Genomic DNA, 13,955 nt, shown 5'->3' on the forward strand with positions numbered 1-13,955 from the left:
CCCCGTGCCGTGTCCGGCGTAGTGTCGCTGCATGAGCAACGTGGAGGCGGCGCCGGTCGAGATCGAGTGCGGGCGCGAACAGCAGCCCGAGGGCGCGGTGCACGAACTGCTGCCCGGCCGCGAGGTGGTGCTCGGCGGGACACGGGGCATGGCGGTCAGCCGTACGCTGCCGCACCGCGACCGACGGATGGTCGGCGCGTGGTGCTTCGTCGACCAGTACGGCCCCGCCGACCACGACATGCGCGTGCCGCCCCACCCGCACACCGGCCTGCAGACGGTCACCTGGCTGCTGGCGGGCGACGTGCTGCACCGCGACAGCCTGGGCAGCCAGGCCCTGATCCGCCCCGGCCAGCTGAACCTGATGACGGCCGGGCACGGCATCGCGCACTCCGAGGAGTCCCCCGCCGACCGCAGCGGCCCACTGCACGGGGTGCAGCTGTGGGTGGCCCTGCCCGAGCACGCCCGCCAGACCGCGCCGCACTTCGAGAGTCACCGCGAGCTGCCGGTGCTGTCGCTGCCCGGTGCGACGGTGACGGTGCTGATGGGCGAGCTGGGCGGGGCGATCTCGCCCGCGAAGGCGTACACCCCGATCGTGGGCGCCGAGGCCTCGGTCTTCGCCGACACCACCGCGGTCCTGCCGCTGCGCCCCGACTTCGAGTACGCCGCTCTGATCCTCGACGGCGCCGCCGCCGTCGACGGCGTCGCCCTGACCTGCGGCACGCTGCTCTACCTGGGCCACGGCCGCGACTGCCTGGAGATCACCACCGGCGCGCCGACGCGGGTGCTGCTGCTGGGCGGCGAGCCGTTCGCCGAGGAGATCGTGATGTGGTGGAACTTCGTCGGGCGCAGCCACGACGATGTCGCCGCCGCCCGCGCTCAGTGGATGGCCGCCGACGCCCGCTTCGGCGAGGTCACCGGCTACGACGGCGACCCGCTGCCCGCCCCGATCCTCCCGGTGACCCCGCTCAAGCCGCGCGGGCGGGTGCGCTGACTCAGTCCGCGCGGGGCGCACCCAGCGGCGCCTGGCCGACGGCGACGCCGGTCACGTCGATCACTGCCACGTCGGGGGCGTAGGCGGCCACCGCCGCGGTGAATGCCGCGCGGTCCAGCCGGTAGCCGTAGGTCGGGCGGCTGGCCCGCACCACCTCCAGCGGGACGTGCCAGAACGTGCGCGCCACGCTCTCGGGCAGCACCGAGCGAAGCGGCGCGGGCTGCCCGTCCCGGCCCGTCAGACCGATGTAGGTGGTCACCACGAGCAGGTGGTGGGTTCGGAACAGATAGATCTCGCCGATACCCGACCAGGGAACGAACGCCGAGGTGCGGGCCTGGATGGGCGGACGGCCGCCGAACAGGATGCCGGTCTCGTCGACCCGCAGCGCCGGACGGCGCAGCAGGATCAGCGGGCCGTACAGCGCGAGCAGGGTGAGCGGCACGGTGATCCCGACCACGATCAGCAGCATGGTCGGGTCTTCGGGCAGGTCGAGCAGCATGCCTGCGGCGGCGGCGAGCACACTGAGCGCCATGACGGTCAGCGTGATCAGTCCGAACCGGTACCGGGCGAGATAGGGCGTCGAAGGCACCGCGAGATCATGACGGCTCGCCCGACATCGCACAAGACCCGGTCCGCCGGCGCCGCCCGGTGCTCGGGCGGCGCCGCCGGGCCACGGGTCAGCGCAGGCCTGCCTCGGCGAGCAGTTCGGCGGTCAGGGCCGCCTCGTCGAGGCCGGTCAGGCCGCGGGCGGTGAACCAGGTCGCGACGTTGTGCACGTCCCGGGCCAGGAACCGCTTGCCCTGCGGGTTGGCGACCATGTCCACGATCTGCGGTAGATCGATGATGACCAGCCGCCCCTCGTGCACCAGGATGTTGTACGGCGACAGGTCGCCGTGGGCATACCCGGCGCGGGCCAGCACGGTCAGGCCCAGCACGAGTTGCCGCCACAGATCGGCCAGCTCCTTCTCGTCGGCGCGCACCTGCGCCAGCCGGGGCGCCGCCGTGCCGTCGGGACTGCCGATGAACTCCTGCAGCACCTCGGTGCCCAGGATCTGCACCGGGTACGGCGTGAACGCGGGCACGTCCAGCTGCTTGGCGATCTCCCACAGCCGGACCAGGGCGTTGAACTCCGCCCCGGCCCAGGTGCCGGCGATCGCCTCCTTGCCGAACGAGCTGCGGCTGGCCATGGCCCGGTTGACCCGGGACTCCTTGACCCGCCGCCCCTCCAGGTAGCCCGCGTCGCGGTGGAACATCCGGTGGTCGTGGCTGCGGTAACGCTTGGCGGCCAGCAGGCAGCCGCGCTCGGTGTGCGGGATGTGTCGGTGCAGGAGGAAGACGTCGGCTTCCTTGCCGGTCTTCAGCACTCCGCGCTCGACGTCGACCGCGGCCAGCTCGGTGACGAGCCAGTCCGGGTGCGGTTCAGGACCGCGTTCGAGCGGGGTGGACAGGTCCCAGGTGGACCAGCGATCGCCGAACTCCGGTTTGTCGGGAGTCTCGTCCCACTCGGGTTCCGCGTCGAGGTACTTCTCGTAGGTCAGTTCGTCGTCGTCGAAACGGTTCCGGCTCTTGCCACGGCCGGTACGCGGGAAGTCGTGCTCTCGCACTGGAAGGGCTCCTTGACGGATACGAAGTCAATGAAGAAGGGAGAAGACGGGCAGCACACAGCGACGGCAACCATCACGACTCGACCTCCTTCTGACTCCGCCCGGCATCCAGCCGGGCCCTGCGGCACAACGCGACCGATTCTGCCAGCCACGCCCCGGCCGGTGTCAACTCTTTTTCCGCCCGAGGTCAACCCCGCATGCGGTGGGGCGGGTCGGCGGCCAGCACGGCGGCGACCGCCTGGATGGCGCCGTCGGCGATGCGGGTGGGGCCGAAGCGGCGCTCGGTCCACTTGCGGCCGCGGTGGATCCACACGCTGGGGATGCCGATGGTGGTGGCGCCGCCGATGTCGGCCTCGGGGCTGTCGCCGATCATCCACGCGCCGCGCAGGCGCATCCGGGCCCGTTCGGCCGCGATCTCGAAGATGCGTGGGTTGGGCTTGCGACAGTCGACCTCCTGGGACACCACCCAGTCGGCGACGAACCGGTCCAGCCCGGTACGGCGGATCTTGCCCTCCTGCTGGCGGGTCTCGCCGTTGGTGACGATCACGGGAATCCAGCCGGCGTCGGCGGCGATCCGCAGCGCCGCGCCGACCATCGGATCGAGCCGGGTGGCCTCGATCTGCCCCTCGTGCAGCTCGTCCACCAGGTCCACGACCGAGTTGCGCAGCCGGTAGCGGTCCCGGATGGCATCGGCCAGATCCCACCGGGAGGTCAGGCCGTCGGCGTCGGCGTCGACCAGCCAGTCGATGTCGTACGGCGGGGCGGCTATCTCGGACAGGAACCGAGTACCCCAGGTCCGGAAAGCGCCCGCGCGGTCGACCAAGGTGTTGTCGAGGTCCAACAGCAACAGAGGCACGCGGGCACCTTACGTGACGGGGGACACGCTGGTGAAGCCCCCTGCGGTCCGGGAAACCTGCCAGAAACGAAATCTACTCGTATCACACCAAGTCTGCGTCGACGCCGAACGTGTCCCGCGACCGCGCCGCCTTTATCTGCTGGCGGGCCCAGTTCTCGCTGGGCGTGCGGCCGTACTCCCGGGTGGCCCACTCACGTACGCCGCCCACGGTGACCTCCTCGCCGCGCGACAGCGCGGCGGCGATCATCTGCTGCACCGGCTCCTGGATGTGGTTGAGCATGCCGCGCGCGGTGATTTCGGAGGTGTCCGACAGCGGGCGGTGGCCCATCGGCTCCCGGCCGGACGGGGCGCTCCACACCGACTCCAGCGTGGCGCGCAGCTCCGGGTCGAGGAACGAGCCGCGCTCGTCGCGCTCCGGCACCAGCTCCTGCGACATCGGCTGCGGCTCCGGCTGCGGCGCGGGCGGCGGGGGCGGCGGCGCGACCGGAGCGGGGTGGTGCTGGACCGGCTGGTGATGGTGCTGCACCGGGACGCCGTTGCGGGGCGGCTCGCCGCCGCGCCAGGCGGCGCTGCGGGCCCGGCGCACCTCGGCACGCGCCTGTACCTCGACCAGCTTGGCCTGCTGCTCCTCGCGCACCAGCAGCGCGCCGTGCAGGCGGCGCTGGCGCTTGGCCTCACGGACCTCCTCCAGGTGCGCCAGCGCGTTGCGCACGCTGGGGCGGATTCCCTCCAGCGGCGGGTACACCACCCAGGCGCGGCGGGCGGCGAACGTCGACAGCGGCGCGTAGAGCCAGCGCTGGCCGAAGCGCGGGTAGCGGGTCTTGAGCGCCACCTCGTCGTCGTACGCGGCCATGAACTGGTCCAGCAGCTCGTGGAACATCGCCATCCCCGCGAAGGAGAGGAAGGCCAGGTAGAGGCCTGCCCACAGGGACCACTCGTCGCGCCCGTGCACGAAGTTCAGCGTCGCCGACACCGTCGCGGCGGCGAGCACGATCTTGTACGCCCGGCCTGGGTGCCGACCGCGCTTGACCGCCACGAACGCCCAGGCGCCGAACGAGATGCTGATGCCGTCCAGGCTGAGCGGCACCAGGATGTTGGTCCAGTGGTCCCACGACATCACGTCCCGGGCGAAGCCGGTCAGACCGATGAAGGACACCCCCATCACCGACAGCCAGACCAGCACCGTCGGGATCAGCGCGGCCAGGAAGGTCGCGGTGTCCTTGGCCTTCTCCCGGCGCGTGGTGAACGCGCCCGGGTGGGCCAGCCGGTGCCCCCGGCGGCGCCCCGCGGCCCGCGCCAGCGGCAGTCCCGCGAACAGCGAGATTGTCAGCACCGACACGACGAGCACCATGACCCAGGTCGGCACCCAGGTCGTCGTCAACAGGTTGAGATCCACAGCGCGCACCCTCCCCGGTGAACCGGGCACGCGGCGTCCGCCGACCCACCCGACCGCTTCCGTCGCGCGACGCGACGGCAGCCGCGAGGATTCTTCCATGCCGAGGTGTCAAGCGCGACGCGTCGCAGCCACGTCACCCATGGTCAAGCCGTACGTACGGATTGCATGTGGCCGGGCGACCTGCGAAGATCGCCTTGTGCCCAGGGTGAGTCAGGACCAGCTAGATGCCCGCCGCCACGAGATCCTCGCGGCGGCCCGCGCCTGCTTCGCCCGCTACGGCTACGAGGGCGCCACGGTGCGCCGCCTGGAGCAGGCCACCGGGCTGTCCCGGGGCGCGATCTTCCACCACTTCCGCGACAAGGACTCGCTGTTCCTGGCCGTGGCCGAGGACGACGCGGTGGAGATGGCCGCGACCGTGGCCGCCAACGGTCTGGTGCAGGTGATGCGCGACCTGCTGGCCCACGCCGGGGACCCCGACGCGGCAGGCTGGCTGGGCACCCAGTTGGAGGTGGCCCGACGGCTGCGTACCGATCCGGCCTTCGCCAAGCGATGGGCGCAGCACTCCGACGCGATCGACCGCGCCACCCGCGAGCGTCTGCAGCGCCAGGCCGGGGCGGGCGTGCTGCGCGAGGACGTGCCGCTGGACGTGCTCACGCACTTCCTGGAGCTGGCGTACGACGGGCTGGTCAAGCGGCTGGCGATGGGCGGCTCGGCCGACGACTTCGGCCCGGTGCTGGACCTGATCGAGGAAACGGTCCGCCGGCGCTGACGCCGGGGCGGCGTCCCGAGGAACGGGACCGAGCGTGGCGGGGCCGAACATGTGGCGGGGCCGGACATGACGAACCCCGGGGTTTCGCGCGGGTGCGCGAGCCGGTCGGACAAAACCGGACATCCCCCGGGGCTCGGGTGGCTACCTGGAATTCGCCGGGCCGCTGACACACGGCCTCGACCATTCCATCGAGCCTGATGGTCTCGACGAAGATCAGTCGATGACAGCCGCCTAGCGGGCAGCCACCTCACGTGTCCTGTAGCTACTCAAAGCTGGACCACCTCCTTTCCCGTGTACCGCGAATCTATCCACGCGATCGGGGCATCGGCAAGAGCATTTTCCTGGGTGGCGAGCCGCGACTACCGTACGGCCCCATGACAACATCCTTGCGTCCCTGGCACGTGCTGCTGCTCGGCTGCGTCTGCGCGGTCATCGTGATCGTCGCCGTGGTCGTCACGCTCGTGGTCGTCAACGTCAACAAGAAGAAGTGATCGCTTGACCGGCACCGCACTGCTGCGCCGCCCCGGCCACCGCCTGGCCGAGGGCATCGTCACCCACATCGACCGCTCCCCCGTCGACCTCGACCTGGCCCTGGCCCAGCACGAGGCGTACGGGCGAGCGCTGGCCGAACACGGCTGGGCCCCGCGCTACGCGCCGGAGGCCGACGACTGCCCCGACGCCGTGTTCATCGAGGACCAGGTCATCGTCGTCGACGACCTCGCGGTGCTCGCCCACTCCGGGGCGGTGACGCGGCGGGCGGAGGCGGCCGGGGCCGAGGCGGCCGTGCGGGAGCTCGGCCTGCGCGTGGCGCGCATCGCCGAACCGGGCACCCTCGACGGCGGTGACGTGCTGCAGGTCGGCTCGACCGTCTACGTCGGACGCGGCGGGCGTACCAACGGCGAGGCGATCCGGCAGCTGCGCGAGCTGCTGGCACCGCTGGGCCGCACCGTGGTCGCGGTGCCGCTGGGCGAGGTGCTGCACCTGAAGTCGGCGGTGACCGCGCTGCCCGACGGCACCTTCCTGGCCCTGCCGCACCTGGTGCCGACCGGGCTGTTCCCGGCCGTACGCCCGGTGGCCGAAGAGGGCGGCTGCCACGTGGTGCCGCTGGGCGGCGACCGGATCCTGCTGGCCTCCTCCGCCCCGCGTACCGCCGAACTGCTGGTGGACCTGGGTTTCCGGCCGGTGGTCGTCGACATCGGCGAGTTCGAGAAGCTCGAAGGCTGCGTGACCTGCCTGTCGGTCCTGGTTCCCGGTAGGTAGCACGCAGGGCGCATCATGAAGGCCCCTCTCGACGAAGGAGACCTTCATGGACGACGGTGCCACCTGGGGCATCCCCGGGCCCACGTTCCTGTGGCTCTACCTCGGCCTGATCGCGGTGGTGCTGGTCGGCACGCTGGTCCGCCGGCGGCGGCTGTTCGCCGGACCGGACTCGGTGCGCGTCGACCAACTCACGCCGCAGCAGGCCGCGTACCTCAGCGGCGGGCCGCGCATGGCCATCTACGCGTCGCTGGCGTTCCTGCGCCAGTCCCACGTGATCGAGACGACCCAGGACGGTCGCCTGCAGCGGCGCGGCGGCCTGCCCGCGGGGTCGACCTCGCTGGACGCCGCGGTGCTGCATGCGACGAGCAACAGCGCTCGGACCAGCCAACTGAGCGCCGACCGGGCCGTGGCCGCGGCGCTGGAGGAGCTGCGCTCCTCGCTGGAGCGGGCGGGCCTGGTGGTCTCCCCCGACGTCGCCCGCAGTGCCCGGCGCGGCGCCCACGTGCTGCTCGCGCTGTTCGCGCTGGGGCTGCTGCGGGCCTGGTCGGGCATCCGCAACGACCGGCCCATCGTGTACCTCGTGCTGGTCATGGTCCCGCTGCTGGTCGTGGGCCTGATTCTGCTGCTGCGCCGCCCGACCCGCACCAGGGCCGCCGACCGGGCGCTGGTCGACGCCCGTCGCCACTACTTCCACCTGTCCCCCGGCCAGCAGCCCTCCTGGGCCACGTACGGCGCGACGAGCGCGGCCATGGGCGTGGGCCTGTTCGGGGCGGCCGCGCTATGGAGCGCCGACCCGGCGTTCGCCGCCGAGGCCCAGATCGAGCAGGTCCGCCGGACGACCGGCGCCGACGGCAGCACCACCTACTCGTGCAGCACCGGCTCCTCCTGCAGCGGCGGCTCGTCGTGCGGCGGCGGCTCGTCCTGTGGCGGTGGCTCGTCCTGCGGCGGCGGTGGGTGCGGCGGATGACCCCGCTGGCCGGGCGCGGGGTCGGCATCGGCTGGCGGCCCGAGATCGCCGGATTCGTGGCGGAGCTGCCCGGACTGCGCTTCGTCGAGGTGGTCGCCGAGTCGGTGCCGCACCGCGGCCACGGCGAGCCGCACCCGGCACTGGCCGACCTGGCCCGCGCCGGGGTGGCCGTGGTGCCGCACGGGGTGAAACTGTCCCTCGGCGGCGCCGAACCGGTCGACCCGCACCGCGTCGAGCACCTGGCCCACTGCGCGCGGGTGCTGCGGGCGCCGCTGGTCAGCGAGCACATCGCGTACGTGCGCGCGGGCGGGTTGGAGGCCGGGCACCTGCTGCCGGTGCCGCGCAGTCGGGCGGCGGTCGCGGCGATCGCGGCCAACGTCGCCCGGACCACCGCCGAACTGGACGTGCCGCTGGCGCTGGAGCCGATCGCGGCCCTGTTCGACTGGCCCGACGACGAGCTCACCGAGGCCCAGTTCCTGACCGAGGTGCTGGACCGCACCGGCGCGCTGCTGCTGCTCGACATCGCCAACGTGTATGCCAACGCCCGCAACCGCGGCACCGACCCGCTGGCCCTGCTCGCCGAACTCCCGCTCGACCGGGTGGCCTACGTCCACGTCGCGGGCGGTTCCGAGCGCGGCGGCCACTACCACGACACGCACACCGACCCGGTGCCGTGGGAGGTGCTGGAGCTGCTGCGCGAGCTGTGCGACCGGTCCCGGCCGCCCGCGCTGCTGCTGGAGCGTGACGGCGACTACCCGCCCGCCGACGCCCTGCGCGCCGACCTCGATGGCATCGCTCACGCCGCCGGCTACCCGGTGATCACGTGACCCCCGCCGCCGGGCGAACGCCCGCCGCGAGGCGCCGGCCGAGGGTGCAGTCTCGGGGAAACTGCGGGAATCACGGCCGGAGTTCGCGCACTTTCCCCGAAACTGCACCGACCAACGGCACGCGAGGGCGGCGCGGGGGGATGGCGTGACGGGCGAGGCGTGGCGGGACGAATTGGCGCGGCGGCAGGAGGAGCTGGTCCGGGCGCTGGTGGGCGGGGGTGAGCTGCCCGGTGGGTTCGTGGCGCGGGACGTCGGCGCCACCCGTGACGCGCTGCTGCGCAAGCGGGCCGGTGAGGTGGCCCGGGTGTGGCCGCTGCTGGCGGCTTCGGCCGGTCCGGGCCGGTGGGCGGCGGAGTTCGGCGCGTGGGCGGCGGGACGGCCGCCGCAGGGCTCGCTGCGTGACGGCTGGGACTACGCGCGGGCGCATCCGCCGACCGGGGCGGCCGCGCTGGAGCTGGCAGAGCGGGAGCTGCTGTGGTCGTACGACAGCAGCTCCGCGCCCCGTCCCCGCCGGGGTCTCGGCCTGCGCCGGGTCGGCGGGGTGTTCCTGGTCCGCTGGCGCGGACGTGTCCACCGCTGGTGACGGTAGCCCAGCCCCACGTTAGCCCAGCGCGACGGCCTGTGGATCGGCCGCCGGCCCCGGGCCCGTGGCCGAATCGGTGACCGAGTCCAGCTCCCCGGCTCGCGGTGACCCTGTCGCGAGAAACTGCGTGCGGTAGAGGTCGGCGTACAGCCCACCCGCGGCGAGCAGCTGCTCGTGCGTACCGCGCTGGACGATGCGGCCGCCGTCGAGCACCAGGATCTGGTCGGCCTCGCGCACGGTCGACAGCCGGTGCGCGATGACCAACGAGGTGCGGCCGGTCAACGCGGTGGTGAGCGCCTGCTGCACCGCGGCCTCGCTCTCGGAGTCCAGGTGCGCGGTGGCCTCGTCGAGGATGACGATGGACGGGGCCTTGAGCAGCAGCCGGGCGATGGCGATGCGCTGCTTCTCGCCGCCGGAGAAGCGGTAGCCTCGCTCGCCCACGACCGTCTCGAGGCCGTCGGGGGTGTTGCGGACCAGGGTCTCGATCTGCGCGGCGCGCAGCGCGGCCCACAGCTCGTCGTCGGTGGCGTCGGGCTTGGCGTAGCGCAGGTTCTCGGCGATGGTCTCGTGGAACAGGTGGGCGTCCTGGGTGACCACGCCGATGGTGTCGCGCAGCGACTGCTGCGTCGCGTCGCGCACGTCGACGCCGCCGACGAGCACGGCGCCGGAGGTGGCGTCGTACATCCGGCTGACCAGCATCGAGGTGGTGGACTTGCCCGCACCGGACGGCCCGACCAGCGCGACCAGCTGCCCCGGCTCGACCGTGAACGAGACGCCGCGCAGCACCGGCTCGGTGGCGACCCGGTCGAGGACGGCCACGTCTTCGAGCGAGGCCAGCGACACCTCGCTGGCGGTCGGGTAGCGGAACACCACGTCGCGGAACTCGACGCGGGCCGCACGGGGCGGCAGGTCGACCGCGTCGGGCTTCTCGGCGATGGCCGGGTCCAGGTCGAGGACCTCGAAGACCCGGTCGAAGGAGACCAGGGCGCCCATCACGTCGACGCGGACGTTGGACAGGGCGGTGATCGGGCCGTACAGGCGGGTCAGCAGCAGGGCCAGGGCGACCACGGTGCCCGCCTCGATCTGGCCCTGGACCGCGTACCAGCCGCCCAGGCCGTAGACCAAGGCCTGGGCCAGCGCGGCGACCAGCATCATGGCGGCGAAGAAGGTGCGCGAGTACATGGCGCTCTCCACGCCGATGTCGCGCACCCGCCCGGCCCGCCGGGCGAACCGGTCCGCCTCCACCTCGGGGCGGCCGAACAGCTTCACCAGCAGCGCCCCGGCCACCCCGAACCGTTCGGTCATGGTGGCCTGCATGCGGGCGTTGAGGTCGTACGACTCCTTGGTGATCTCCGCCAGCCGGTGTCCGACCCGGCGCGCGGGCAGGATGAAGATCGGCAGCAGGACCAGGGACAGCACCGTGATCTGCCAGCTCAGCGTGAGCATGACGCCCGCGGTCAGCACGAGCTGGATGATGTTGCCGACGACGCCGGACAGCGTGCTGGTGAACGCGCGCTGGGCGCCGAGCACGTCGTTGTTGAGCCGGCTGACCAGGGCACCGGTCTGGGCCCGGGTGAAGAACTGCACGGGCAGCCGCTGCACGTGGTCGTAGACCTGGGTCCGCAGGTCGTAGATGAGGCCCTCGCCGATGCGGGCCGAGTAGTAGCGCTCGGCCAGCGACAACAGCGCGCTGAGCACGGCCAGGGCCGCGATGTACAGCGCGATCCGGATCACCGTCGCGGCCGCGTCGGGGTCGGGCGCGGCTCCGCGCGGCGGCGCGATCACGTCGACGACGTCCTTGGCCAGCAGCGGGGTCGCCACGCCGATGACCGCGCCGAGCACGATGGTCACCAGGAACACCGTGATCTCGGTCCGGTACGGGCGGGCGAACCCGAGGATCCGCTTGGCGGTCTGCCGACCTATCTTGCGGTCCTCGACACTCTGCCCTCTTCGCATGGAACGCATCAGCTGTTCCATGCCCCCCGCGCCACCTGGATGCATTACGTGCCTCTCGCTATTCCGCTCGGTCAGCCGGATTTAACGCGACCCGGAAACGGAAAATTCCTTAGCGGGGCTAATGATATCGCGAACGCAATTCGAGGACGAAAGCGGAATGCCTACTCGCCCAGTCCGGCCAGATCTCGAATACGGCGGGTCTGCGCTTCGCGTTCGGCCCGTTCCTGTTCCGGATAACCGCGCCCGGAAGCGCCGGACAGGAGCGCCTTGATCTCGATCACCGCGTCGCGCTGCCCGGCGAGCACCGCCTGCGCCAGGTCAGCGGCGGCCGCGTCCAGCTCGTCGCGCGCCACGACCAGGTTCACCAGGCCGATCCGCTCGGCCTCGGCCGCGCCGACCTTCCGGCCGGTCACGCACAGCTCCAGGGCCCGGCCGTAGCCGACCAGCTCGACCAGCCGCTTGGTGCCGGTGAGGTCGGGCACCAGCCCGAGGGTCACCTCGGCCATCGCGAACACCGCGTCGTCGGCGGCGATCCGCAGGTCACAGGCCAGCGCCAGCTGGAATCCGGCGCCGATGGCATGCCCCTGCACGGCCGCGACGGTGATCAGGTCAGGGCGCCGCAGCCACGAGAAGGCCTGCTGGAACTCGGCGATCCGGTCGGCGCACGCCTCCGGACTGATCCGGGCCAGTTCCTGGAACTCGCCCCCGGCGACCACGCTCAGGTCCAGGCCCGCGGAGAACGACCGCCCCTCCCCGCGCAGGACCACCACCCGCACATCGCCGGACAGGCCACGCGCGAACTCGCTCAGCGCCGCCCACAGGGCCGGGGTCTGCGCGTTGCGCACCTGCGGACGGTCCAATGTCACCGTCGCGACTGGACCCTCGACAAGTACGCGAAAGCCGGTCGCTGTCTCGTCAGACATCGGCCGGCTCCCACTGCTGCCTTGGTGCAAGCGGAATCATGCCTTCTTCCGCCGCCTGGCTCCGCCGCGCTGCCGCAGCGCCACACCGGACTCGGTGAGCACGCGGTGGATGAATCCGTACGAGCGACCAGTAGACGCTGCCAGCGCGCGGATGCTCTCACCCGACGTGTAGCGCTTCACGAGGTCCTTGGCGAGCGTCTGGCGTTCGGTGCCGACGATCCGGCGACCCTTCTCGGTGGCGGTAGCTGTACCGGTGGCTGCCATGTTGACTTCCTCACGTCCCGGACGATGCGGTTGCGGTCCCACCTATTAGACCGCCTCCGACGATCATGCGCTAGATATCAATTCCATGCCAACCGACACGCAAGGTGCTGTCGGGTACCCGATAGCCCGCATATAGCGTATGGCGCCATGACGGCTGAACCCGCGAGCGACCGCGCCAGGCAGTGGCGAGACCTGTTGGGCTGGTCCCTGCTGGTCGGCATCGGCCTGCTCGTGACCTGGGTGGCGGTGCGCGCCGGGGCCCGGCTCGGCACCGCCAGCGCCCCGTTCCTCGGCAGCTTCCGGCTCAAGGTCTCACCGCTGTCGGTCCTCGCGCCCATGGTCGCCGGGGCCGTCCTGGTGGCCGCCTGGCGCGGTTGGATCCATCGACTGCCGTGGTGGGCGATCAGTTCCGGCTCGGCGGTGGCGATGTTCGCCTGGGCGGCCGCGCTGGCTCTGGTCGACGGGGCCGACGGGTTCACCCGTTCGCTGTCGCCGGACAGCTACCTGGGCGACGTGCAGGAGGTCGGCGACCATCCGTTGGACTACCTGCGTACGTTCACCAGCCGCTCGGCCGAGCACACCACCGCCACCCGCGGCCATCCGCCCGCGCCGGTGCTGCTGCTGTGGGCGGTGCAGCGGCTCGGCGTCAGCAGCCACCTGACGCTGGCGCTACTGGTCACCGCGGTCGGGGCGCTGTCGCTGCCGCTGATCCTGGCGGCGGTGCGGGACATGGGCGGCGAGGTGACCGCGCGGGCGTACGCGCCGGTGCTGGTGCTCGCGCCGTACGCGGTGTGGGTGGCGGTGTCGATGGACGCGGTGGTCGCCACGATCGGGGCGGCGATGACGCTGGCCGGGGTGCGCGCGACGCGACGGCACGGCTGGCGCGCGGCGCTGTGGGCGGTGGCGGCCGGGCTGCTGCTCGGGGTGGCGGCGCTGTTCTCGTACGCGGCGGCGTGGCTGGGGCTGTCGGTGGTGTGCCTGTACTTCGCGCGCCGCCGGGCCGCCCTCAACCTGTTCAGCGGACTCGGCGCGCTGCTGCCGGTGCTGGGCGCGGCGCGGCTGGGCTTCACCTGGACCGACGGGCTGGGCGCGGCGTACGACGACTTCAACCAGCGCATCGAGCCGCATCGCTCGGTGCTGTGGTGGAGCCTGATCAGTGTGTGCGCGCTGCTGCTGGCGGCCGGTCCGGCGCTCTATCCGAGCCTGCGCAAGGTGCGCAACACCCCGGGCTGGCCGTTCCTGGTCGGCGCGGGCGCGGCGGTGCTGTTCTCGATCGGGGCTGGGCTGGCGCGCGGCGGCGTCGAGCACGCGTGGCTGCCGTACTTCCCCTGGCTGACCCTGGCCGCGGTGGCCCCCGAACGCCCCGGCGGCGAACCGGTGGCCTCCCCGCTCATCCTGGTGGCCGTCGGCGCCATGGCGGCGATGGTGATCGAGGCGGTGCTCGCGACCCCCTGGTGACGCCGCACGCCGAGACCGCCTCGGCCGGCCCCGCTCCGCAAGGAAAGGAAGGGCCCCTTCTTATCGCTTGGCGAGGTATGAGGGGCCCTTCTCAACGCCGT

The 13,955-nt window shown here is 72.3% G+C and carries 14 protein-coding genes; 7 read left to right on the forward strand and 7 right to left on the reverse strand.

Features of this window, described 5'->3' with window-relative positions:
• Positions 1-31 precede the first annotated feature (31 nt).
• Complete coding sequence (locus KUA19_RS19360; RefSeq protein ID WP_254549766.1) at positions 32-991, forward strand: pirin family protein; 960 nt, start codon at positions 32-34, stop codon at positions 989-991.
• Position 992: 1 nt separating this feature from the next.
• Here the strand turns inward: KUA19_RS19360 and KUA19_RS19365 are convergent, their stop codons facing one another.
• The 4 genes from KUA19_RS19365 to KUA19_RS19380 form a co-directional block, all read right to left on the reverse strand.
• Positions 993-1,580 carry a hypothetical protein gene (locus KUA19_RS19365; RefSeq protein ID WP_217397458.1) on the reverse strand — a complete coding sequence of 196 codons (588 nt, stop codon included), beginning with the start codon at positions 1,578-1,580 and terminating at the stop codon, positions 993-995.
• A gap of 88 nt (positions 1,581-1,668) precedes the next feature.
• Positions 1,669-2,595 (reverse strand): serine protein kinase RIO, encoded by a 927-nt coding sequence (locus tag KUA19_RS19370; RefSeq protein ID WP_217397460.1) that lies wholly within the window; start codon positions 2,593-2,595, stop codon positions 1,669-1,671.
• A gap of 187 nt (positions 2,596-2,782) precedes the next feature.
• On the reverse strand, positions 2,783-3,451 hold the full coding sequence (locus KUA19_RS19375; RefSeq protein ID WP_217397462.1) for an HAD family hydrolase: 669 nt from the start codon (positions 3,449-3,451) through the stop codon (positions 2,783-2,785).
• Positions 3,452-3,533: 82 nt separating this feature from the next.
• Complete coding sequence (locus KUA19_RS19380) at positions 3,534-4,847, reverse strand: DUF2637 domain-containing protein (RefSeq protein ID WP_217397464.1); 1,314 nt, start codon at positions 4,845-4,847, stop codon at positions 3,534-3,536.
• Positions 4,848-5,043: 196 nt separating this feature from the next.
• Between KUA19_RS19380 and KUA19_RS19385 the strand changes: the two genes are divergently transcribed.
• The 5 genes from KUA19_RS19385 to KUA19_RS19405 all read left to right on the forward strand — a co-directional run bounded on the left by KUA19_RS19385 (position 5,044) and on the right by KUA19_RS19405 (position 9,253).
• Entirely contained in the window at positions 5,044-5,616 is a 573-nt protein-coding gene (locus KUA19_RS19385) for a TetR/AcrR family transcriptional regulator (protein ID WP_217397466.1), read from the forward strand.
• A 495-nt stretch (positions 5,617-6,111) separates the two neighbouring features.
• A complete protein-coding gene (ddaH, locus tag KUA19_RS19390) occupies positions 6,112-6,876 on the forward strand; it encodes a dimethylargininase (protein WP_217397468.1) in 765 nt (254 codons plus the stop codon).
• Between the two features lie 46 nt (positions 6,877-6,922).
• Positions 6,923-7,843 carry a TIGR04222 domain-containing membrane protein gene (locus KUA19_RS19395; protein WP_217397470.1) on the forward strand — a complete coding sequence of 307 codons (921 nt, stop codon included), beginning with the start codon at positions 6,923-6,925 and terminating at the stop codon, positions 7,841-7,843.
• A complete protein-coding gene (locus KUA19_RS19400) occupies positions 7,840-8,670 on the forward strand; it encodes an MbnB/TglH/ChrH family RiPP precursor modification enzyme (protein WP_217397472.1) in 831 nt (276 codons plus the stop codon). The genes KUA19_RS19395 and KUA19_RS19400 overlap by 4 nt, the downstream gene beginning before the upstream one ends.
• A 145-nt stretch (positions 8,671-8,815) precedes the next feature.
• Complete coding sequence (locus tag KUA19_RS19405; protein ID WP_217397473.1) at positions 8,816-9,253, forward strand: SCO6045 C-terminal-like domain-containing protein; 438 nt, start codon at positions 8,816-8,818, stop codon at positions 9,251-9,253.
• Between the two features lie 18 nt (positions 9,254-9,271).
• Here the strand turns inward: KUA19_RS19405 and KUA19_RS19410 are convergent, their stop codons facing one another.
• From KUA19_RS19410 to KUA19_RS19420, 3 genes are all read right to left on the reverse strand, one after another.
• Positions 9,272-11,218, reverse strand: coding sequence for an ABC transporter ATP-binding protein (locus KUA19_RS19410; RefSeq protein ID WP_372451813.1), 1,947 nt, complete (start codon positions 11,216-11,218; stop codon positions 9,272-9,274).
• A 152-nt stretch (positions 11,219-11,370) separates the two neighbouring features.
• Positions 11,371-12,132 carry an enoyl-CoA hydratase/isomerase family protein gene (locus KUA19_RS19415; protein WP_217397476.1) on the reverse strand — a complete coding sequence of 254 codons (762 nt, stop codon included), beginning with the start codon at positions 12,130-12,132 and terminating at the stop codon, positions 11,371-11,373.
• A gap of 36 nt (positions 12,133-12,168) precedes the next feature.
• Positions 12,169-12,396 carry a helix-turn-helix domain-containing protein gene (locus KUA19_RS19420; protein ID WP_212825574.1) on the reverse strand — a complete coding sequence of 76 codons (228 nt, stop codon included), beginning with the start codon at positions 12,394-12,396 and terminating at the stop codon, positions 12,169-12,171.
• A gap of 147 nt (positions 12,397-12,543) precedes the next feature.
• Between KUA19_RS19420 and KUA19_RS19425 the strand changes: the two genes are divergently transcribed.
• Positions 12,544-13,854, forward strand: coding sequence for a glycosyltransferase family protein (locus KUA19_RS19425; protein ID WP_217397478.1), 1,311 nt, complete (start codon positions 12,544-12,546; stop codon positions 13,852-13,854).
• Positions 13,855-13,955: the final 101 nt, after the last annotated feature.

Source organism: Catellatospora tritici, from assembly GCF_019083965.1.
GTDB lineage: Bacteria > Actinomycetota > Actinomycetes > Mycobacteriales > Micromonosporaceae > Catellatospora > Catellatospora tritici.

Coding starts and splice junctions, on each gene's coding strand:
- KUA19_RS19425 (WP_217397478.1), top strand. CDS start 12,544: ATGACGGCTGAACCCGCGAGCGACCGCGCCAGGCAGTGGCGAGACCTG.
- KUA19_RS19415 (WP_217397476.1), bottom strand. CDS start 12,132: ATGTCTGACGAGACAGCGACCGGCTTTCGCGTACTTGTCGAGGGTCCA.
- KUA19_RS19360 (WP_254549766.1), top strand. CDS start 32: ATGAGCAACGTGGAGGCGGCGCCGGTCGAGATCGAGTGCGGGCGCGAA.
- KUA19_RS19395 (WP_217397470.1), top strand. CDS start 6,923: ATGGACGACGGTGCCACCTGGGGCATCCCCGGGCCCACGTTCCTGTGG.
- KUA19_RS19400 (WP_217397472.1), top strand. CDS start 7,840: ATGACCCCGCTGGCCGGGCGCGGGGTCGGCATCGGCTGGCGGCCCGAG.
- KUA19_RS19410 (WP_372451813.1), bottom strand. CDS start 11,218: ATGCGTTCCATGCGAAGAGGGCAGAGTGTCGAGGACCGCAAGATAGGT.
- KUA19_RS19420 (WP_212825574.1), bottom strand. CDS start 12,396: ATGGCAGCCACCGGTACAGCTACCGCCACCGAGAAGGGTCGCCGGATC.